This is a genomic window from Streptomyces sp. NPDC086549, from assembly GCF_044746205.1.
Lineage (GTDB): Bacteria > Actinomycetota > Actinomycetes > Streptomycetales > Streptomycetaceae > Streptomyces.
Map to the genome: position 1 here is coordinate 36,183 of NZ_JBIVBS010000015.1, position 20,288 is coordinate 56,470.

General features: G+C 71.3%; 17 protein-coding genes. 11 read left to right on the plus strand and 6 right to left on the minus strand.

From position 1 onward, the window contains the following. Positions 1-104: 104 nt before the first annotated feature. The 8 genes from ACIPSA_RS36900 to ACIPSA_RS36935 all read left to right on the plus strand — a co-directional run bounded on the left by ACIPSA_RS36900 (position 105) and on the right by ACIPSA_RS36935 (position 8,876). Entirely contained in the window at positions 105-1,019 is a 915-nt protein-coding gene (locus ACIPSA_RS36900; protein ID WP_402642823.1) for an alpha/beta hydrolase family protein, read from the plus strand. A gap of 156 nt (positions 1,020-1,175) precedes the next feature. Further along, entirely contained in the window at positions 1,176-2,231 is a 1,056-nt protein-coding gene (locus ACIPSA_RS36905) for an alpha/beta hydrolase (RefSeq protein ID WP_402642826.1), read from the plus strand. Then, the gene (locus tag ACIPSA_RS36910; protein ID WP_402642829.1) at positions 2,224-3,441 is read left to right on the plus strand and encodes an acyltransferase; all 1,218 of its coding nucleotides are present in this window, start codon (positions 2,224-2,226) and stop codon (positions 3,439-3,441) included. The genes ACIPSA_RS36905 and ACIPSA_RS36910 overlap by 8 nt, the downstream gene beginning before the upstream one ends. A 10-nt stretch (positions 3,442-3,451) precedes the next feature. Further along, complete coding sequence (locus tag ACIPSA_RS36915; RefSeq protein WP_402642831.1) at positions 3,452-4,834, plus strand: sensor histidine kinase; 1,383 nt, start codon at positions 3,452-3,454, stop codon at positions 4,832-4,834. Then, a complete protein-coding gene (locus ACIPSA_RS36920) occupies positions 4,831-5,511 on the plus strand; it encodes a response regulator (protein WP_402642833.1) in 681 nt (226 codons plus the stop codon). The genes ACIPSA_RS36915 and ACIPSA_RS36920 overlap by 4 nt, the downstream gene beginning before the upstream one ends. Before the next feature lie 100 nt (positions 5,512-5,611). Further along, positions 5,612-6,964, plus strand: a complete 1,353-nt coding sequence (locus tag ACIPSA_RS36925; protein ID WP_402642835.1) for a histidine kinase — start codon at positions 5,612-5,614, stop codon at positions 6,962-6,964. Further along, a complete protein-coding gene (locus ACIPSA_RS36930) occupies positions 6,961-7,626 on the plus strand; it encodes a response regulator (protein WP_402642837.1) in 666 nt (221 codons plus the stop codon). The genes ACIPSA_RS36925 and ACIPSA_RS36930 overlap by 4 nt, the downstream gene beginning before the upstream one ends. Positions 7,627-7,670: 44 nt before the next feature. Continuing rightward, on the plus strand, positions 7,671-8,876 hold the full coding sequence (locus tag ACIPSA_RS36935) for a cytochrome P450 (RefSeq protein ID WP_402642840.1): 1,206 nt from the start codon (positions 7,671-7,673) through the stop codon (positions 8,874-8,876). A 10-nt stretch (positions 8,877-8,886) separates the two neighbouring features. Here ACIPSA_RS36935 and ACIPSA_RS36940 read toward each other — a convergent pair whose 3' ends face one another. Beyond that, entirely contained in the window at positions 8,887-10,482 is a 1,596-nt protein-coding gene (locus ACIPSA_RS36940) for an ABC transporter permease (RefSeq protein ID WP_402642842.1), read from the minus strand. Continuing rightward, the gene (locus tag ACIPSA_RS36945) at positions 10,479-11,375 is read right to left on the minus strand and encodes an ATP-binding cassette domain-containing protein (RefSeq protein WP_402642844.1); all 897 of its coding nucleotides are present in this window, start codon (positions 11,373-11,375) and stop codon (positions 10,479-10,481) included. Before ACIPSA_RS36945 ends, ACIPSA_RS36940 begins: the two co-directional genes overlap by 4 nt. Positions 11,376-11,447: 72 nt before the next feature. Here ACIPSA_RS36945 and ACIPSA_RS36950 point away from each other — a divergent pair, with 72 nt between their 5' ends. Further along, positions 11,448-11,951, plus strand: a complete 504-nt coding sequence (locus ACIPSA_RS36950; RefSeq protein ID WP_402642847.1) for a GbsR/MarR family transcriptional regulator — start codon at positions 11,448-11,450, stop codon at positions 11,949-11,951. A gap of 81 nt (positions 11,952-12,032) precedes the next feature. On the opposite strand, the gene ACIPSA_RS36955 is transcribed toward ACIPSA_RS36950, so the two are convergent. Continuing rightward, positions 12,033-12,869 (minus strand): diacylglycerol kinase, encoded by an 837-nt coding sequence (locus tag ACIPSA_RS36955; RefSeq protein ID WP_402642849.1) that lies wholly within the window; start codon positions 12,867-12,869, stop codon positions 12,033-12,035. A gap of 212 nt (positions 12,870-13,081) precedes the next feature. On the opposite strand from ACIPSA_RS36955, the gene ACIPSA_RS36960 reads away from it, so the two are divergent. Both ACIPSA_RS36960 and ACIPSA_RS36965 read left to right on the plus strand, forming a co-directional pair. Then, positions 13,082-14,365 carry an adenylosuccinate synthase gene (locus ACIPSA_RS36960; RefSeq protein ID WP_402642852.1) on the plus strand — a complete coding sequence of 428 codons (1,284 nt, stop codon included), beginning with the start codon at positions 13,082-13,084 and terminating at the stop codon, positions 14,363-14,365. A gap of 159 nt (positions 14,366-14,524) precedes the next feature. Beyond that, entirely contained in the window at positions 14,525-16,342 is a 1,818-nt protein-coding gene (locus tag ACIPSA_RS36965; protein WP_402642854.1) for a bifunctional metallophosphatase/5'-nucleotidase, read from the plus strand. 87 nt (positions 16,343-16,429) lie between these two features. Here ACIPSA_RS36965 and ACIPSA_RS36970 read toward each other — a convergent pair whose 3' ends face one another. The 3 genes from ACIPSA_RS36970 to ACIPSA_RS36980 all read right to left on the minus strand — a co-directional run bounded on the left by ACIPSA_RS36970 (position 16,430) and on the right by ACIPSA_RS36980 (position 20,269). Further along, positions 16,430-17,080 (minus strand): hypothetical protein, encoded by a 651-nt coding sequence (locus ACIPSA_RS36970; RefSeq protein WP_402642857.1) that lies wholly within the window; start codon positions 17,078-17,080, stop codon positions 16,430-16,432. 73 nt (positions 17,081-17,153) lie between these two features. Continuing rightward, positions 17,154-19,580 (minus strand): glycosyltransferase, encoded by a 2,427-nt coding sequence (locus tag ACIPSA_RS36975; protein ID WP_402642860.1) that lies wholly within the window; start codon positions 19,578-19,580, stop codon positions 17,154-17,156. Beyond that, complete coding sequence (locus tag ACIPSA_RS36980) at positions 19,577-20,269, minus strand: GntR family transcriptional regulator (protein WP_402642863.1); 693 nt, start codon at positions 20,267-20,269, stop codon at positions 19,577-19,579. Before ACIPSA_RS36980 ends, ACIPSA_RS36975 begins: the two co-directional genes overlap by 4 nt. Positions 20,270-20,288: the final 19 nt, after the last annotated feature.

The following is a 20,288-nucleotide window of genomic DNA, read 5'->3' on the forward strand; positions in this document are numbered from 1 at the left end:
CTGATACCGTCCCCGCCAACGGCCGTTTTATCACCTGGTCCGCCAAACCCTCCCCCAGTGCCGAAGGCCTGGGCGGTACCCCATCGTCGCTGAGAGGTTGGAGCATGCCGGACGACGCCGCCGCAGCCCGCGCCGCCGCCGAGGAGGAGTCGGCCTTCTCGCACCCGCCGGTCGACCCCGACGCCACGGCGGCGTACGGAGACCACCCCGACCAGGTGATCGACTTCTACACCCCGCGCGGCACCGAGTCGTCGGCATCGGACTCGGCACCGGACTCGGCACCGGACTCGCTCGCCCCCTTGGTCGTGGTCCTGCACGGCGGAGCGTGGCGCGCGCCGTACGACCGCCGCCACATCACCCCCTTCGCCGACTACCTGGCCCGGCGCGGCTTCGCCGTGGCCAATGTCGAGTACCGTCGCGGCAGCATGATCCCCGCCCAGGGCGGGGAGGGCCCGGTCGCGGGCCGCTGGCCGGACACCTTCGACGACGTCGCCGCCGCGCTGGACGCCCTTCCCGCGCTCGTCCGCGAGGCGCTCCCGCAGGCCGACCCGCGCCGCACGGTGATCACCGGCCATTCGGCGGGCGGCCACCTGGCCCTGTGGGCCGCGGCCCGTCACGTCCTGCCCGCCGACGCCCCGTGGCGCACGGGCCGGCCCGCCCCGCTGCGCGGCGTGGTCGCCCTGGCCCCCATCGCGGACTTCGCGATCGCGGGGAAGCTCGACGTCTGCGGCAACGCCGCCCTCCAACTCCTGGGCGGCGAAGAGAAGTTCGCGGAACGTCAGCCGTACGCGGACCCGGCCCTGCTGCTTCCCACCGGCATCGCGACCACGCTCGTCCAGGGCCGCACGGATGTGGTCGTGCCGCAGGCGGTGGCCGAGTCGTACGCGGACGCGGCGGCCAAGGCCGGGGAGGTCGTGGGGCTGACGCTCCTGGAGGACGTCGGTCACTTCCCGCTGATCGACCCCGCGGCGGACGCGTGCGCGGTGGTGGCGGAGGAGATCGCGCAGCTGGCCTGGTGACGCGGGCGCCCTGTGAGGGGAACCCCGGTCATACCCGTAGTACCTGAGAGCTACGGCAGAGAACAGCTCCCTGGCGGGACGCGGACGACGGGTCCCGATTTCTAACTTCGCCTTCAGACAAGCCCGGTGGCCGGGCGGACTGGAGGGGAGTCGACCATGGGGCTTGAGCGGTCCGGGACCACAGGGGCCAACGACGCCGAATCATCCGTCGCCGCGCGGTCCGGCGACGACGGATCACCCGTTCCCGAGCGGCACCGCACGCGCAGGTGGCGTCGCGTCCTCGTCTCCACGCTCATCACCGCCGCCGTGGTGGTCCCCCTCTCCGCTGCCGCCCGACCGGAGATACCCGCCCCGGCCCCCGCCGCCCTCGCCCCGCCGACGGCGGCCACGCTGGAAGAGGCGTACACCGCGAACCGCGCCGACGCCGCCGAGGCCTCCCGTATGGCCGCCGCCCACGGCGACCGCCACCGCGCCGCCGCCGACCGCTCGCTGGCCTCCCCGTCCCGCCGCTTCCTCGCCTTCGACGGCCGAGGCTCCGGCCGCGCGACGGAGGTCATCGGCGACCTGGCCCGCGCCGGCCACGTCGCGGTCCTGGTCCCCGGCTCCGACACCTCCATCGACACCTACGGCCGCTTCCACAAGGCGGCGGCCGCTCTGTACGCCGAACTCACCCGCCGTGCGCCCGCCCACGACCGCGTGGCCGTCGTCGCCTGGCTCGGCTACGACACCCCGGGCACGGTCAGCACCACGGTCACCACCACGGGCCGCGCCGAACAGGCCGCACCCCGTCTGCGCGCGTTCGTACGGGAGCTGCGCGGTGTCGTGGGAGACGGCACGCACGTCTCCGCCGTGTGCCACTCCTACGGCTCGGTCGTCTGCGGCCGCGCCGCCGCCGGCCTGGACGTCGACGACCTCGTCCTCATCGGCAGCCCCGGCACGGGCGCCGACTCCGCGGCCGCGCTGCGCACCCGGGCCCGCGTGTGGGCGGCCCGCGGTTCCGGCGACTGGGTGGCGGACGTACCGCATGTCAGCGCCGACCTGTTCGACACCACCATCGGCTTCGGCACCGACCCGGTCTCCCGGGCCTTCGGCGCCCGTGTCTTCGACGCCGCCGACGCCGGCCACAGCGGCTACTTCACACCGGGCTCGACCGTCCTCGCCAACCTGGCCCGGATCACCCTCGGCGAGACCTCGGAGGTGACCCGTGCGTGAGTCGGCCCCGCGCCGCGCGCTGAACGGGATACGGCAGGGCGCCCGCCGCGTGGACACCGCCACGCCCGCCTCCCGGGACCGTGCCGTCGACGCCCTGCGCGCCTTGGCGATCCTCGGTGTCGTCCTCGGCCACTGGCTGGTCACGGCCCTGGTCGCGGACGACGGCTCGCTGCACACGGCAAGTCCGTTGCAGCACATGCCCTGGCTGGCGCCCGTCTCCTGGGCCGTCCAGACCCTCGCCGTCTTCTTCCTGGTGGGCGGCCATGTGGCGACCCGCGGCTACGCCTCCGCCCGGGCACGCGGAACGACCTACGGCGAGTGGCTGCGCGGCCGCCTGTCCCGGCTGTTCAGGCCGGTGGCCGCGTTGCTGACCCTGTGGACGGTGGCGACGGCGGGCCTGCTCGTCTCGGGCGCCCCGTACGAGACCATCCACACCCTCGTCAAACTGGCCCTGTCCCCACTGTGGTTCCTGCTGGTCTTCGCGGCCCTGACGGCGGCGACCCCGCTGGTGACCCGGCTCAACCCGCTGTGGCCCCTGGCCGTCGTCATCCACGTGGACCTCCTCCGATTCGGGCTGGGCGGAGCACCCTCCTGGCTCGGCTGGGTGAACCTGGCGGCGGGCTGGCTGGTGCCCTACAGCCTGGGCGCGGCCTGGACCCGGGGCGAACTGGAGGGCCGACGGGCGGGCTGGGTCCTGTTCACCGGCGGCGCGGCGGCCACCGCGGGGCTGGTCGTGTGGGCGGGGTATCCGGCGTCGATGGTCGGTGTCCCCGGTTCCGCGATCTCGAACCTCAACCCCCCGACCCTGGCGGCCGTGACCTTCGGACTGGCCCAGTGCGGGCTGGCCCTGCTGCTCCGTGACCGGCTGCGCCGCGCGATGACCCGCCCGGTGGCCTGGGCCGCGGTGGCGCTGGTCAACCTCTCCGCGATGACGATCTTCCTCTGGCACCAGACGGCTCTGATGGCCACGACGGCCACGGCCTTACCGGCCGGCCCCCTGCCCGGCCTGCACACCGTCCCCGACGACCTGACCTGGGTGGCGGTCCGACTGGCCTGCCTCCCCCTGTTCGCCCTGACCCTGACCCTGTGCTGGACGGCCTTCCGCTCCTGTGAACAGGGCCCCCGCCGGCCCAAGGACCGCCCTTCCCGGGTGATCCGCCGCCACCCCCACCCACGCCGACCACAACCGAAGAAGTCCCGCCATGCCTAGGGTTGACTAGATGACCCCCACGGACCCGGCGGCCGCCGACGGCGAGAACCCCCCGCAAGGGCCACCCGCACCCGCACCCGGAACCGCGAAACCCCTGCTCCACCGCCTGCGCACCACTGGACACCGCTGGCTCCGAGTCCTGAAATACCTGGTCACGGCGTGGATCGCCCTGGGCATCAGCCTGGCCGGCAGCGACAACATCTCCACGTCCTACGGTCTCACCACGGAGGACGGCCTGCTGGCCGGCTTCGCCCAGGGTCTGGCCGTCGTGCTGGCCCTGTCGCGTCCCGTCCCTGCCTGGGCCCTCTCCCTCGCCGCGACGGTCGTCACGGCCACCGCGGTCCGTCCCAACCTCGCGGAAGGCGGGCACCCCAGCCCCGACTGGCCGTGGACAACCCCCCAAGTCACGGCCCACGCCTTCGTGTTCCTCCTCCTCGCGCTGCGGCTCCCGACCAGACGAGCGCTCGCCGCACTGGCCGTGACGGGCCTGGCGACCTACCTCGTCGAAGGCGTCGGTGGCGGGGCGGGATACAGCGCGACCGGCATGGGCGCGGTCGCCGTCTTCGCCGTGGCCGTACTCGTGGGCACCGCCCTGCGCGGCCGCAGCGAGGCCCGCACCCAGTTGGTCGAGCAGGAGACGATCACCGCGGAGGAACGGGCCCGCCGCACCCTGCTGGAGGAGCGCAGCCGTATCGCGCGCGAGCTGCACGACGTGGTCGCGCACCACATGTCGGTGATCTCGATCCAGGCCCAGGTGGCCCCGCACCTGGTGGAGAACCCCTCCGAGGAGCTGAAGGAGAACCTGGCCGGCATCCGCCAGAACGCCCTGGAGGCACTCACCGAACTGCGCCGGGTACTGGGCGTCCTGCGCTCGGAGAACCCGGACGACCCGGACAACCCGGCCCCGGACGCTCCACAGCCCACCCTCGACCGGCTCGACGCGCTCATCGAGAACACCCGGGCCGCCGGCCTGGACGTGGTCACCGACATCCGGGGCGAACCCCGCCCCTACCCACCCGGCGTGGAACTGTCCGCGTACCGGATCGTCCAGGAGGCACTCAGCAACGCCCTGCGCCACGCACCGGGCTCCAAGGTCAGGGTGGAGGTCAGCCACTTCTCCGAGGGCGTCCACCTGGGAGTCATCAACTCCCGTCCCCAGTACCCGGTTCCCCCTTCCCCGGGCACGGGCCACGGTCTCCTGGGCATGCGCGAACGCGCGACAATGCTCGGCGGCCACGTCACGGCCACCTCCACGCTGCACGGCGGCTTCATGGTGACGGCCTTCCTGCCCCAGGAATCCCCCACGCCCGCACTCACCGACGGCGCGAAGCCCCCGCAGAGGCCAGTCGCATCGCCGACCGCATCTCCCGACGAAGGAGACAGAACCCCATGACACCCGGCGGAGAAACCATCCGCGTACTGATCGCCGACGACCAGCAAATGGTCCGCCAGGGCTTCACCGTCCTGCTCAACACCCAGCCCGACATCGACGTGATCGGCCAGGCGGTGGACGGCAGGGATGCCATCGCCAAGGTCTTCGAACTGACCCCGGACGTGGTCCTGATGGACATCCGCATGCCCGAACTGGGCGGCATCGAGGCCACCCGCCGCATCACCGTCGACGACCCCACCGTCAAGGTCCTGGTCCTCACCACCTTCGACCTGGACGAGTACGTCTACGAGGCGCTCCGCGCCGGCGCCTCCGGCTTCCTCCTCAAGGACGCCTCCGCGGACAAACTCGCCGAGGCGGTCAGAGTGGTGGCCGCCGGAGACGCCCTGCTCGCCCCCGGCATCACCCGCCGCCTGATCGCGGAGTTCTCCCGCCTGGACGGCTCCCGTCGCGCCCCGCTGAAGCAACGCGTCGGCGACCTGACGGAACGCGAGACGGAGGTGCTGGCCCTGATCGCCCAGGGCCTGTCGAACGCGGAGATCGCCGAACGGCTGGTGGTGGCCGAGCAGACCGTGAAGACCCACGTCGGCCGCATCCTGGTGAAACTGGGCCTGCGTGACCGCACCCAGGCGGCGGTGTTCGCCTACGAGTCGGGTCTGGTCCGCCCCGGAGCCCACTGAAAGCACCCCTGGCCTGCCCCTCGTAGTACTTGAGACGGATCCTGAAGGACCCTCTCAGAGGTGACGACCGCGGCCCCGGCGCCCGCCTACCGTTTTCATCGTGACCGAGACGCCCCAGACGCACACGACGCCGGACGACGAGTTCCAGCCGTACGTACCGCGCAGCCCCGAGTACCGGGCGGCCGTGGAGGCCCTGCGCGGGCTGCGACAGGACCTGTTCCACGACGCCTTCGCCTATGCCCCGCTGCCCCGGAGGGATGTCGACGGCCGGCTGACCCGCCGTCTCTCCGGCCGTATGCGGGAGTACGCGGCCTGGAGGACGCACGCGCTGGTGGTGGCCGCGGGCGCGGTGGCGATGCTCAACGGGTTCTGGAGCAGTGGCACCAGCGGCGCCACGTCCCTGCTGTGCGGGCTCCTCGCCCTGATCCCGGTCCTGCTGACCCTGGTCCGTCCGGTGGGGGCCTTCTGGCTGTCCCTCGCTGCGACGCCGGCTGTCGCGATCCTGGGCTCGTCCTGGGACAACTGGCCGTGGCTGCCGGGCAGCTTCATCGCCCACCTGGTGGTGCTCACGGTGGTGGCGGTACGGACCCGCCCGCGCACGGCGGCCTGGATGTGGGTGCTGACCGCGGGCTACGGCTTCACGGCCGAGAACACGTGGGGATCGAGCCACTACAACACCAACGTCGGCCCGATGCTGGTGCTTTCGGCGATGGTCCTGCTGGCCGTCACGGTCTGGCACATACGCCGGGACGCCGCGCAGGAGGTGACCGCCCAGCAGACGGTGACGGCCCATGAACGTTCTCGCCGCACGCTCCTCGAGGAGCGCACGACCATCGCCCGTGAGTTGCACGACGTGGTCGCCCACCACATGTCCGTGGTCGCCATCCAGGCGGAGGCCGCGCCGTACCGGGTGGAGAACCCGCCGCCGGAGCTGGAGAAGGCCTTCGCCACGATCCGGGAGAACGCGGTGGCGGCGCTGACCGAGCTTCGCCGCGTCCTCGGCGTGGTCCGCGCGGAGGACTACGAGGCCCCGGACGCCCCACAGCCCACCCTCGCCGACCTGGACTCCCTGCTCGCCAACGTGCGGGAGACGGGGCTCGCCGTGGAGAAGACGGTGACCGGCGCGGTGTGCGAACTCCCGCAGGGGGTCGAGCTGTCGGCGTACCGGATCGTGCAGGAGGCGCTGAGCAACACACTGCGGCACGCGCCGGGGGCGAGCGCACGCGTCGAGATCGGGTACGTCCTCGGCGGGCTCGGCCTGCGTATAGTCAACGGCCCGCCGCCCGCGGCGGCCCTCCTGAAGCCCTCGCCTGGTGCCGGGCACGGCATCACCGGGATGCGGGAGCGGGTCTCCATGCTGAACGGCGGGATGACCGTGGGCGCGACGGACGACGGGGGCTATGAGGTGACGGTGTTCCTGCCGGTCGCCGCAGTGAGCGACGGTGAGGCATGACGATCCGTGTACTGATCGCGGACGACCAGATGATGGTGCGCGAGGGCTTCTCGGTCCTGCTGAACGCGATGCCGGACATCGAGGTCGTCGGCGAGGCCGTCAACGGCCGCGAGGCGGTCGAGCGGGTGCGGGAACTCGCCCCGGACGTCGTGCTGATGGACATCCGGATGCCCGAGCTGAACGGCATGGAGGCGACGAGGGAGATCGTCGCCGCGGACAGCACGGCGAAGGTGCTGGTGCTGACCACGTTCGACCTCGACGAGTACGTGTACCAGGCGCTGCGCGCGGGAGCCTCCGGCTTCCTCCTGAAGGACGCCTCGGCCCGCCAGCTCGCCGACGGGGTACGGGTGGTGGCCTCCGGTGAGGCGCTGCTCGCCCCCTCGGTGACGAAGCGCCTGATCACGGAGTTCTCGAAACTCTCCCAGGCGCCGCGCCCCCTGCAGCCCGCCCACACGACCTACGGCGTCCTGACCGAGCGGGAGACGGAGGTCCTGGTCCTGATCGCCCAGGGCCTGTCGAACGCGGAGATCGCCGAGTGCCTGGTGGTGGCCGAGTCGACGATCAAGACCCACGTCAGCCGCATCCTGGTGAAGCTGGGTCTGCGCGACCGGACACAGGCGGCGGTGTTCGCCTATGAGGCGAGGCTGGTCACGCCGGGTTGAGCCACCCCTGGTCAGGAGGGTGGCGGCCGGGCTAGCGTCCGTTCATGGCAGCCTTTGATCCGTGGGACCCGGCGTTCCTCGCCGACCCGTACCCCGCCTATGACGAGCTGCGTGCCCGGGGCCGCGTGCACTACTTCGAGCCCACGAACCAGTGGCTGGTCCCGCACCACGCGGACGTCTCGGCGCTGCTGCGCGACCGCCGCCTGGGCCGCACCTACCAGCACCGCTTCACGCACGAGGACTTCGGCCGCACCGCGCCACCGCCGGAGCACGAGCCGTTCCACGTCCTGAACGACCACGGGATGCTCGACCTGGAGCCGCCGGACCACACCCGGATCCGGCGCCTGGTGTCGAAGGCGTTCACCCCGCGCACGGTCGAGCGGCTCAAGCCGTACGTGGCCGATCTCGCCGGGAAACTGGTGGACCGGCTCGTCGAGGCGGGCGGCGGGGATCTGCTCGCGGATGTCGCCGAGCCGCTCCCCGTGGCCGTCATCGCGGAGATGCTCGGGATCCCGGAGGCGGACCGGGCCCCGCTGCGACCCTGGTCGGCGGACATCTGCGGGATGTACGAACTGAACCCGTCCGAGGACGTGGCGAGCAGGGCGGTGCGGGCGTCGGTCGAGTTCTCGGAGTACCTGCGGGAGCTGATCGCCGAGCGTCGTAAGGAACCCGGCGACGATCTGATCTCGGGCCTGATCGCGGCGCACGACGAGGGTGACCGCCTGACCGAGCAGGAGATGATCTCGACCTGTGTCCTGCTGCTGAACGCGGGTCATGAGGCCACGGTGAACGCCACGGTCAACGGCTGGTGGGCCCTGTTCCGCAACCCGGCCCAGCTGGCCGCCCTCCGCGCGGACCACTCCCTCGTCCCGTCCGCCGTCGAGGAGCTGATGCGCTACGACACCCCGCTCCAGCTCTTCGAGCGCTGGGTCCTGGACGAGATCGAGATCGACGGCACGGTGATCCCGAGGGGCGCGGAGATCGCCATGCTCTTCGGCTCCGCCAATCACGATCCGGCGGTGTTCACCGCCCCCGAGAGCCTCGACCTCACTCGCGAGGACAACCCCCACATCTCCTTCAGCGCGGGCATCCACTACTGCATCGGTGCCCCGCTGGCCCGCATCGAACTGGCGGCCTCGATGACGGCCCTGCTGGAGAAGGCCCCCATGCTGAGCCTGGCGGCGGAGCCGCGGCGGAAGCCGAACTTCGTGATCCGGGGGCTGGAGGGGCTGAGCGTGGAGGTGGGTTGAGTCCGCACCGTCAGGTGGTCAGGTCCCGCCTGCGCAACCCCGCCAGCCCCGCGCCCACCAGCGCCACGGCCGCCCCCGAGAGGACGAGCACCGGCCCCCACTCCATTCCTCCGCCCGGCAGCTTCGGCAGATGTCCGAACGGGGAGAGGTCCAGCACGATCCGGGGTGCGTCCAGGGCCGGGCCGATCCAGCCGATCAGCAGGACGGCCACGGCGACTCCCCAGGCCGCCGTCGCCAGCCGGGGTGTCAGTCCGTACAGCAGGACCGCCACCCCGCCGATCACCCACACCGCCGGGAGCTGCACCAGGCATGCGCCCAGAATCGGCCCGATCTCCTTGCCGTAGCCGACGGCGAAGCCGAGTCCGGCCAGGAGCATGATCAGGGCGGAGCCGCCGAAGGTGATCACCAGATGGCCGGCGGCCCAGCGGAGGCGTCCCACCGCGCATGCCAGCACCGGTTCCGTGCGGCCCGACGTCTCCTCGCCGTGCAGGCGCAGGACGGACCCGACGACGTACAGCGACGCGATCAGGCCGAGCATGCCGACCATCGACGCCAGGAACGCGTCCGTGAGGCCGCTCTGGCCGCCCATCCGCTCGAAGATCTCCCGCGCCTTGGCGTTGTCACCGACCAGGTCGGCCGCACCGTCGGTGAGCCCGCCGTACACCACTCCGGCGAGGAAGAAGCCGACCGACCAGCCGAGCACGCTGCCCCGCTGGAGCCGCCAGGCCAGCGCGCCCGCCGTGCCGAGGCGGCCGGTGGGCGGTCCCGGCCGGGTGGGCAGGAAGCTCATGCCGATGTCCCGGCGGCCCGCCAGCTCGTAGGCGACCACGGCCTGTACGGCCACCGCCGCCGCGAACAGCAGCAGCACCCACCAGCGTTCGCCGGCGAAGGACCGCTGGTTCTCCAGCCAGCCCAGCGGGGAGAACCAGGTCAGGACGGACGAGCCGTCGTCCGTGGCGGAGTCGCCCGCCGCGCGCAGCACGAAGGCGGCCCCGAGGACCCCCGCCGTCAGGCCCCGGGCCAGCCGAGCGCTCTCCGTCAGCTGGGCGACGATCGCCGCCATCGTGGCGAAGACCATGCCGACGCCCGCGAGGCCGAGGCCGAAGGACAGGGCGCCCGAAGCTCCCCGCCCGGCCAGGCCGGCCGTGACCAGCAGCGCCAGCAGGGCGTTCGCGACGGCCGCCGCCAGCAGCGCCGCCGTGAGGGAGGCCCGGCGGCCCACCATTCCGGAGGCCACCAGCTCCTGGCGGCCGCTCTCCTCCTCGTCCCGGGTGTGCCGTACGACGACCAGCAGGCTCATCACGGCCACGAGCTCGGCGGCGGTCAGGCCCACGCGCCAGGCCGTCAGCGCGCCGATCGAGGTGTCGAAGACCGGTCCGAGCAGGGCGCGGAAGGAGGCGTTCGTCTCCATCTGCTGGACCAGGTCGGCGCGTTCGGCCGTGGTGCCGTACAGGGTTTTCAGGGTGCCCGGCATGGAGAGGACCATGAGCGCGTTCACGGCGACGAAGACCGGGATCATCACCCGGTCGCGGCGCAGCGCGAGGCGCAACAGGGCGCCGGTGCCCGCCAGGTGGCGGCTCGACCTCGGTACCGCGAGCGTGGTCATCGGGCCGCCGCCTCGTCCTGGTAGTGCCGCAGGAACAGCTCCTCCAGCGTGGGCGGCGTCGAGGTCAGGGACCGTACGCCGGACTCGCTCAACTGCCGGAGTACGGCGTCGAGTTTGTCGGTGTCGACCTGCAACCGCACCCGCTTTCCCTGTACGTCGAGATCATGGACGCCCGGAAGCTGCGCCAACCCATTGGGCGGGCCCGCGAGTTCGGCCGTCACGCTGGTGCGCGTGAGGTGGCGCAGGTCGGCGAGCGAGCCGCTCTCCACGGTCCGGCCGCTGCGGATGATGCTCACGCGGTCGCAGAGCTCCTCGACCTCGCTCAGGATGTGGGAGGAGAGGAGGACCGTGCGGCCGCGGTCGCGCTCCTGCTCCACGCAGCGCTGGAAGACCTCCTCCATCAGCGGGTCGAGGCCCGAGGTGGGCTCGTCCAGGATCAGCAGGTCGACGTCGGAGGCGAAGGCGGCGACCAGGGCGACCTTCTGCCGGTTGCCCTTCGAGTACGTGCGCCCCTTCTTGGTGGGGTCCAGTTCGAAGCGCTCGACCAGCTCCGCCCGGCGCTGCTTGTCGAGCCCTCCGCGCAGACGGCCGTACAGGTCGATGACCTCGCCGCCGGAGAGGTTGCGCCAGAGGGTGACGTCGCCGGGGACGTAGGCGATCCGGCGGTGCACCTCCACCGCGTCCCTCCACGGGTCGCGGCCGAGGACCTGCGCGGCGCCCGAGTCGGCGCGCAGCAGGCCGAGCAGCACCCGGATGGCGGTGGACTTGCCGGCGCCGTTGGGGCCGAGGAAGCCGTGCACCTCGCCGGTCTCGACGTCCAGGTCGAGGCCGTCCAGGGCGTGCGTGCGGCCGAAGGACTTGTGGAGCCCGGAGACCGTGATTGCCTTCGTCATGGACCCGAACGTACGCGTACTTCAGAAAGTTGTGAAGTTAAGGAACTGAGTGAACTCCGATAGGCTGGTGGCATGGCGGAGTCAACGGAGTCCAAGGCGGTGGAACGGGACCCCGAGGCGGTCTCACGGTTCGTGGAGCACTTCGCGGCACAGCTCGTCGAGGCGGGTGTGCCCCGCATGCCGGCCCGTGTCTTCGCCGCCCTGCTCGCCTCCGACACCGGTGTCCTCACCTCGGCGGAGCTGGGAGAACAGCTGCAGATCAGCCCCGCGGGCGTGTCCGGGGCGGTGCGCTACCTGGCCCAGGTCCACCTGGTCTCGCGGGAGCGGGAGCCCGGCTCGCGGCGGGAGCGGTACCGGGTGCACAGCGACCAGTGGTACGAGGCGCTCACCAACCGCGAGGCGCTCATCAAGCGCTGGGAGGAAGCCCTGCGCGAGGGGGTGGCGAGCCTGGGAGCCGGCACCCCCGCGGGGAGCCGGCTCGCCGAGACCCTCGCCTTCTTCGAGTTCGTCGAGGGCGAGGTCGAGGCGATGATGGAGCGGTGGCGTGTGCACCGCGAGAAGACCTTCGGCCGGTGAGGCGGGGAACCGGACACCACCGGGCTCCGGGCGCCCGGTGAGGGCCGACCGGAGGACCGACTGGGCCGACCAGCGGACCGACTAGGCAGAGGACGGCAGAACCAGCCCCCAGGCCCCCTCCGCCACCCGCCAGGTCCGCCTGCGCACCGGACCCGACACCACCGCGTCCGCCCGGTACCGGAAGTCCGCCCCGGCGACGGTCACCGTCTGCCCCGAGACCAGCAGCGGGTTCGCCTCGGCCCCCACCGACAGCGGCCGCACCTCCACCGAGGCCATGCCACCCGTACCGGGGGCCACCGACACCGCCTCCACCGGCTGGTCCAGGTCCACGACCGTCTCACCGTCGACCTCGACCCGGAGCCGGGAAGGGCCGGGGGCCGGAACGGTGGCCAGGCGGGCCGGGCGGGGGGCCAGGGTGCGGACCAGGGAGCGGTACCTCGTGCGCAGCCAGGGCCGTCCCGGAGCGACACTCACGGGCTCGCCGGCAGCCGCCCGGACCGGCGCCGGCGGAATGCCCAGCGCCCCCAGCACCACCCCGTCGCTGTCGTCGACCAGCAGGTCCAGGCGCCGCTCTGCCCCGTCCAGCACGGCCCGCGCCGCCGCCACCGCACCGGCCGGTACGCCGAGGGACTCCGCCAGGGCCGCGTCCCCGACCGGCACCACCGACAGCGCGCATCCCGCCAGCTCCCGCTGCCGGTGCAACAGGGACACCGCACGGATCAGGGCGCGGTCGTCGCCGACCACCACCGGCCGCCGGGACCCGCGCCGGGCCAGCGCGCGGGCGAATTCCTCGGGCCCGTCCGGCAGGCACACCTTCGTCGCCGCACCCGCGCTGAGCACGTCTTTCGCGATCCGTACGGACTCCCCGTCCGCCTGCCGCGCCGCCGGATCGATGATCACCAGCAGCTGTTCGGACATCGCGAAGGTCGCCACCTCGGTCCTGCCTCGCTTCCTCGGGTAGCATCTTTGTGCAAGAGCCCCTTGCGCTATTGCGCCAGGGGCTTCGTCTATTCCGGGGCATCCGGTCCGACGGTTGTGCGACCAAAGGCGGTCGCGGTGGTACGCGGCGGTGAACCTTACGCCCACGCCCCTGACCTTGGACATGCCCCGCCCGGAAGGGGTGTACGCGCGTGCCCGCACTTGTGCTGCTCGGTGCTCAGTGGGGTGACGAAGGCAAGGGGAAGGCCACCGACCTGCTCGGTGGCTCGGTGGACTATGTAGTGCGCTACCAGGGCGGCAACAACGCCGGCCACACGGTGGTCGTCGGCGACCAGAAGTATGCACTCCACCTCCTCCCTTCCGGAATCCTCTCTCCCGGCTGTACGCCGGTCATCGGAAACGGCGTCGTCGTCGACCCGTCGGTCCTGCTCTCCGAGCTGAGCGGTCTGAACGAGCGCGGCGTCGACACGTCGAAGCTCCTGATCAGCGGTAACGCGCACATCATCACCCCGTACAACGTCACTGTCGACAAGGTGACGGAGCGCTTCCTGGGCAAGCGGAAGATCGGGACGACGGGGCGCGGTATCGGTCCGACCTACTCGGACAAGATCAACCGCGTCGGGATCCGGGTCCAGGACCTGTACGACGAGTCGATCCTGGAGCAGAAGGTCGAGGCGGCGCTCGACGTCAAGAACCAGCTGCTCACCAAGCTGTACAACCGGCGCGCCATCGCGGTCGGCCAGGTGGTCGAGGAGCTGCTGGGCTACGCCGACAAGCTGAAGCCCTATGTCGCCGACACGGTCCTGGTCCTCAACCAGGCCCTGGAGGACAACAAGGTCGTCCTGTTCGAGGGCGGCCAGGGCACGCTCCTGGACATCGACCACGGGACCTATCCCTTCGTCACCTCCAGCAACCCCACCGCGGGCGGTGCCTGCACCGGTGCCGGCGTCGGCCCGACGAAGATCAGCCGGGTCATCGGCATCCTCAAGGCGTACACGACCCGCGTAGGCGCCGGTCCCTTCCCGACCGAGCTCTTCGACGCGGACGGCGAGGCGCTGCGCCGCATCGGCGGCGAGCGGGGTGTGACGACGGGCCGGGATCGCCGCTGCGGCTGGTTCGACGCCGTCATCGCCCGTTACGCCACCCGCGTCAACGGCCTGACCGACTTCTTCCTCACCAAGCTGGACGTGCTGACCGGCTGGGAGCAGATCCCGGTCTGTGTCGCGTACGAGATCGACGGCAAGCGCGTCGAGGAGCTCCCCCACTCGCAGTCCGACTTCCACCACGCGAAGCCGGTCTACGAGAACCTGCCGGGCTGGTCCGAGGACATCACCAAGGCGAAGTCCTTCTCCGACCTCCCGAAGAACGCCCAGAACTACGTCAAGGCGCTGGAGGACATGTCCGGCGCCCCGATCTCCGCGATCGGCGTGGGTCCGGGCCGGGACGAGACGATCGAGATCAACTCGTTCCTGTAAGTCGCTTGGAAACGCGGCGCCTTGGGCCGGTCATGGACATCCTTGACCGGCCCATGGGCTGCTCCTGGTTCCCCCCGGATCCGGCGGAAGGCAAGCATCTACGCGGGTAGTTGCCGTCTTTCCCCTCTCCCAGTGTTCTCCCAGTTCCAGGAGCCCCGTATGCCCGTCAATCCCATGAACCGCAGGCAGTTCATGCAGAAGTCGGCCGTCACCGGTGCCGCCGTCGCCGCCGCCGGTGCGGCCGGCACCGGTACCGCCGAGGCCGCCGACCACAGACCCGAAAAGGCGCCCCGCACCTGGTCGTTCTCCATCCTGGGTACCACCGACCTGCACAGTCACGTCTTCGACTGGGACTACTACAAGGACGCCCCCTACAGCGACAAGGCGGGCAACTCGGCCGGCGTGGCCCGCGTGGCCACCCTCGTCAAGCAGCAGCGCGAGGCGAAGGGCGAGGGGCGCGTCCTGCTCGTCGACGCCGGCGACATCATCCAGGGCACCTCCCTGGCCTATTACTTCGCGCGCGTCGACCCGATCACCGGCACCGACGGCAAGCGCGGTCCCAAGCACCCGATGGCCGTCGCCATGAACGCCATGCGCTACGACGCCGCGGCCCTCGGCAACCACGAGTTCAACTACGGCATCGACACCCTGCGCAAGTTCGAGAGCCAGTGCCGCTTCCCGCTGCTCGGCGCCAACGCGCTGGACGCGAAGACGCTGCGGCCCGCCTTCCGGCCGTACACCGTGAAGCGGATCTGTGTGCCGGGCGCCCCCGACATCAAGGTCGGCATCCTCGGCCTCACCAACCCGGGCATCGCGCTGTGGGACAAGGACAACGTCAGCGGGAAGATGGTCTTCCCCGGGCTGGTCGAGCAGGCGAAGAAGTACGTGCCGCGGCTGCGCGCCCTCGGCTGTGACGTCGTCTTCCTCACCGACCACTCCGGCCTGGACGGCTCCTCCTCCTACGGTGACGCGCTCCCGTACGTGGAGAACGCCTCCAACCTCGTCGCCGAGCAGGTCCCCGGCATCGACGCCATCCTCGTCGGCCACACCCACGTCGAGGTGCCGTCGTACACCGTCAAGAACGCGGAGACCGGTGAGGAGGTGCTGCTCTCCGAGCCGTACTGCTGGGGCTTCAGGCTGAGCGTCTTCGACTTCGAGCTCGAACTGCACCACGGCCAGTGGAAGGTCACGAGCAAGACGGCGCAGACCCTCAACCCCAACTCGGTGGACGAGGACCCGGAGATCAAGAAGCTCCTCCAGGCCGACCACGAGCTGGTCGTGAAGTACGTCAACACGGCGGTCGGCACCTGTACCGAGGACCTCTCGGCGGCGGAGTCCTGCTGGAAGGACGTGCCGGTCATGGACTTCATCCACAAGGTGCAGATGGACACGGTGAAGTCGGGCCTGTCGACGGCGGACGCGGCACTCCCGCTGATCTCGGTGGCGGCCCCCTTCAGCCGCACCGCGGACATCCCCCAGGGCAGCGTCACCATCAAGGACATCGCGGGGCTCTACATCTACGACAACACCCTGTACGGCAAGAAGCTCACGGGTGCCCAGCTCAAGGACTACCTGGAGTACGCGGCGAAGTACTACCACCAGGTCCCGGCCGGCACGAAGGTCGACACCGCGACCCTCACCAACGCCAACAACTTCTGGGACTACATGTACGACACCGCGGCGGGTGTCTCCTACGAGATCGACATCGCGCAGGCGGAGGGGTCGCGGATCAAGAACCTCACGTACAACGGCGCGGCCGTCGCCGACGACCAGGTGTTCGTCGTGGCCGTCAACAACTACCGCGCCAACGGCGGTTCGGGCTACCCGCACATGGCGTCCGCCGACATCGCCTACAGCTCCACCAACGAGATCCGCCAGCTGATGATCGACTACGTGGTGGCCAAGGGCGCCCTGAACCCGGCCGACTTCGCGGTCGCCAACTGGAAGCTGACGCAGGACGGCACGCCGGTGTTCTGAGCCCGGCCGGTCCCGGCGGCCCGCGCCGCCGGGACCACCTCGTGAAGAAGCGGAGCACCCTGCCGGAAGCCATGATTCCGGCAGGGATCAGCTGAAGACGATCATCGATCCCTGTGCCAGGCTCCGGGTCGCCGCCGCGTGCAGGCCCAGCCAGACGTGCCGTTCGCGGGCGAACGGGCTGGGGTCGTACGGCGCCGGGACCGCCGGTTCCTCCAGCTCCGTGGGGGCCCGCGGTGGCTCCGGGGCCGCCGGCGGGTTGGCCGGGTCGATGCCGATCGACGGGGCCACGAACTCCAGCTCGCGCAGCAGCGTCTGGGAGGAGCCCAGGGGGCCGCCGCCCGCCAGCAGGTCGTCGTTCGACAGGGGGTTCGGGAAGTCGACGGGGACGTACGCGCCCGCGTGGTCGTAGTGCCAGACCAGGTGCGACTGCTGGGCCGTCGACTCGAACATCTCCAGGAGCTGCTCGTAGTCGCCGCCGAGGTCGTCCACCGGGGTCACCGGCAGTCCGCACATCTGGAGGAGATAGACCCGGCGCAGGAAGTGCAGCGCGTCGTAGTCGAACCCGGCCACCGGGGCGACGTCCCCGGACAGGCCCGGCATGTACTGGTACACCGGCACCGGCGGGAGCCCGGCCTCGGTGAGCACCTTGTTGTATTGCGCGAGTTCCTCGGCGAACGGGTTGTCGGGGGTGTGGCACAACACGTCCACGAGCGGCACCAGCCACAGATCACAGGCCAAAGAGAGCTCCTCGCATCGGCACGCGTACACGCATTGCAGGTGGTCAGGGAAGGGTAGTCGGTGCGGCGCAGAGTCAGCCCCCCTCGTGCAGGTCCCATACCCACACACCGCCGGTCCACCTCCCCGGACGGCCGGTGAGCTTCTCCAGGGCCTTGCGCAGGGCGTCGTCGTGGTCCTGCGGCGCGACCACCAGGACACCTGCCTTCCAGTAGGCGAAGTCCTTCCTGGCCTGCGCCTGCCAGTTCTTGCCGATGGTCGGGACCACGCCCGTGTAGGCCACGTCCCGCAGCATGTTGGAGGTGTAGCGCGGGGAGGCGCCGTAGATGCCGATACGGTCCTTGCCGTAGGGCCCGTTGAAGTAGCCGCCGGGCAGCTTGAAGCCGAGGCCGGCCGCCGTCTGCCAGTGCAGGGCCTCCGCGGCGCCGGGATCGGGCAGCGGCAGGGGGACGAGCGACTCGCCCTCGTGGACGTACGACTTCCACATCCCGTCCGCGATGAACGCCGGCACCTCCACCCGCTCCGCGGATTTCAGCGGCGCCGGGACCAGCGGCAGCAGGGCGAGGAGGACGCCGAGGAACCCGAGGTACATCGTGCCCACGGCGCGCGTCGCCGCCAGCCTGTCCACCGCGATCGCCAGCAGCATGCCCAGCGCCGGGGCGCAGATCATCGCCAGCCGGCCCTCGATGACCGACTCGAAGAGCGGCTTGTGGGCGAGCAGTGCCCACGGGCCCGGGTAGACGGTGTCGGTGAGCGGGAGGCGGATCTTCGGGCCGAGGGAGAGCACCGCGGCGGCCACCGCGGTGAACGCCAGCGCCCTGACAAGTGCCCGCTCCCAAAGCCGTACGACGATCGCGAAGGCGAGGGCGATCAGCGGCCAGCCGTAGAACGCGTTCTGCTCGGTGGGGTTGAGGGACAGCGCGTTCGCCGTCTCCGCGTCGCCCGCGACCAGGGAGCGCTCGGCGAAGGCGAGCAGGGAGAGGGGGCTGTTGCCCGCGTTGTCGCCGTGCAGGACGCTCTGGTAGCTCTGCGGGCCGGCGAACTGCCAGTACAGGGGATAGGCGACGAGGGGCAGGCAGACCGCGCCGCCGATCAGCAGGCCCTTGAGCAGCGGGCGCCAGGCCTCCTTCGCCAGGTCCCGGCGGACCACCGCGTAGGCGGCCGCGAACAGGGTCAGGCCGATCGCGGCGAGCAGGAAGGGTTCCTCGCCCAGAAAGACCTGGTAGGCGGCCATCAGGCCGAGGACGATCCCGTCCCGCACCACCCGCGTGCCCGCGCACAGACGCAGGGCGCGGTCGATGATCAGCGGGATCATGAAGAGGATCACGAAGTTGGGGTGCGCGTTGGCGTGGCTGACCATCGGGGGCGCGAAGGCCGCCAGGGACGCGCCGAGGAAGGCGGCCGCCCGCTGCCGTACGACCCGTTTCACGATCAGCCAGTACCAGGCGACCGCGGTGGCGGCAAGGCCCAGCGTCATGCAGAGGCTCAGCGCGACCGCCGGGCCCGCGAGGAGCGTGACCGGCGCGAACGGGACGGACAGGCCCAGCATGACCGTGTTGGCCATCAGGTTCACGCCGTCGGGGAAGCCCTGGAGGTCGGTGAAGAGGGGGTTGCGCAGGTGGGCCACGTTGTCGGCCGTCACCGAGAAGAACCACTCCCACTGGTTCTGGTCCTGCAGGGAGTCGGGGAGGTAGCGGTGGTCCGGGTCGAAGAAGCGGCCCGAGTACAGGGCCACCGCCATCAGCAGGAAGAGGGTGGTGACCAGGAGGTCGGCGGGGCGCAGCGCACGCGCTCTGAGGCGGGCCAGGTCGGCGAGGACGCGGGCGTAGTCGAAGGGACCGACCTTGGAGCCGGGCTGGTGGCTCCAGCGGACCGGAACCTCGGCGACCGGCCAGTCGGAGCGGCGGAAGTGCTGGAGCACCTCCACGTCTATCCCCCAGCCGTCGAGCCGGGAAGCGGCGAAGGCCTCGCGGGCCCGGTCGCCCTCGAAGAGCTTGAAGCCGCACTGGGTGTCCCGTATGCCCGGCACCGCCGTGGTGCGTATCAGGAGGTTTCCGGCGCGGCCGAGCAGCTCGCGCACCCGGTGCTGGTGGTTGTCGATCGCCGCGCCCGGCACCGAACGTGAGCCGATCGCCGCCGTGTGCCCCTCGCTGAGCGCCTTGTCGAGCCGCTCCAGCTCCTCTATCGGGGCCGCCAGGTCGGCGTCGGTGACCAGCACCCGGCGGCCGCGCGAGGCCGCGACACCGAGGCGCAGGGCGTTGCCCTTGCCGCGGTTGCGGGGACTGGTGACGAGCTGGACCCGCGGGTGCTGTAACTGCGGGACCTCGCGGGTGCCGTCGGTCGACCCGTCGTCGGCGACGATCACCTCCCACTCGCCCCAGCGGCCCTCGGTCTCGCTCAGATAGGCGGTGACGGCGTCGAGGGTGGGGCCGAGACGCTGTTCCTCGTTGTAGGCGGGGACGACGACGGAGAGGTCGATCACCTCGGTACGGCGGCCGCTCATCCGGCGGCCAGCTTCTCGATGAGGGCGAGGGAGTGCGCGTTGTACGCGGCGACGACGGCTCGGGCCGTCGTGAAGTCCTGGCGTGCCAGGGCGTCGACCAGTTCGGTGTGGCCGGACCAGAGCCGGCCGCGCAGGTCGGTCAGGCGGCGCAGGTACTGCACCGCGCACACCCAGGACTGGACGCGCAGCCGGTGCAGGAAGTCGGCGAGGTAGGGGTTGCCGAACAGGGCGCTCAGCTCGCGCCAGAAGCGCAGGTCGTAGCCGATCAGCACGGTCAGGTCACCGGCGGCGGCAGCGCGCTGCGCCTCCTCGCCGCGCCGGCGGACCGTGGCGAGCGCCGCCGCCGTACGGGGGTCCTCCGGGTCCCGGAAGGCCGGGTGGCCGCCGACGAGGGACTGGAACATGCCGTCGATGACCAGGCTGCGGGCCTGGATCATGCCGCGGTAGTCGTCGAGCGAGCACTCGGGGACGCTGAAGCCGCGGTGCTGGTCGGCCTCCAGGATGCCCTGCGCGGACAGGTCGACCAGCGCCTCGCGGACCGGTGTCGCCGAGACCCCGTACTGCTCGGCGATCTCCTTGACCGTGAACTCCCGACCTGGCTGGAGCCGGCCGGCCAGCACCTCGTCACGAAGCGCGTCAGCGATCTGCTGGCGCAGGGTGCTGCGCGTCACGGCGCCGTTGCCGGGCATGGTCGGTGGCCTCTCCTCA

Bases quoted from the DNA above. Each gene is read 5' to 3' on its own strand.
- ACIPSA_RS36900 (WP_402642823.1), top strand. From the start codon at position 105: ATGCCGGACGACGCCGCCGCAGCCCGCGCCGCCGCCGAGGAGGAGTCG.
- ACIPSA_RS36905 (WP_402642826.1), top strand. From the start codon at position 1,176: ATGGGGCTTGAGCGGTCCGGGACCACAGGGGCCAACGACGCCGAATCA.
- ACIPSA_RS36915 (WP_402642831.1), top strand. From the start codon at position 3,452: ATGACCCCCACGGACCCGGCGGCCGCCGACGGCGAGAACCCCCCGCAA.
- ACIPSA_RS36920 (WP_402642833.1), top strand. From the start codon at position 4,831: ATGACACCCGGCGGAGAAACCATCCGCGTACTGATCGCCGACGACCAG.
- ACIPSA_RS36930 (WP_402642837.1), top strand. From the start codon at position 6,961: ATGACGATCCGTGTACTGATCGCGGACGACCAGATGATGGTGCGCGAG.
- ACIPSA_RS36935 (WP_402642840.1), top strand. From the start codon at position 7,671: ATGGCAGCCTTTGATCCGTGGGACCCGGCGTTCCTCGCCGACCCGTAC.
- ACIPSA_RS36940 (WP_402642842.1), bottom strand. From the start codon at position 10,482: ATGACCACGCTCGCGGTACCGAGGTCGAGCCGCCACCTGGCGGGCACC.
- ACIPSA_RS36945 (WP_402642844.1), bottom strand. From the start codon at position 11,375: ATGACGAAGGCAATCACGGTCTCCGGGCTCCACAAGTCCTTCGGCCGC.
- ACIPSA_RS36950 (WP_402642847.1), top strand. From the start codon at position 11,448: ATGGCGGAGTCAACGGAGTCCAAGGCGGTGGAACGGGACCCCGAGGCG.
- ACIPSA_RS36955 (WP_402642849.1), bottom strand. From the start codon at position 12,869: ATGTCCGAACAGCTGCTGGTGATCATCGATCCGGCGGCGCGGCAGGCG.
- ACIPSA_RS36965 (WP_402642854.1), top strand. From the start codon at position 14,525: ATGCCCGTCAATCCCATGAACCGCAGGCAGTTCATGCAGAAGTCGGCC.
- ACIPSA_RS36975 (WP_402642860.1), bottom strand. From the start codon at position 19,580: ATGAGCGGCCGCCGTACCGAGGTGATCGACCTCTCCGTCGTCGTCCCC.
- ACIPSA_RS36980 (WP_402642863.1), bottom strand. From the start codon at position 20,269: ATGCCCGGCAACGGCGCCGTGACGCGCAGCACCCTGCGCCAGCAGATC.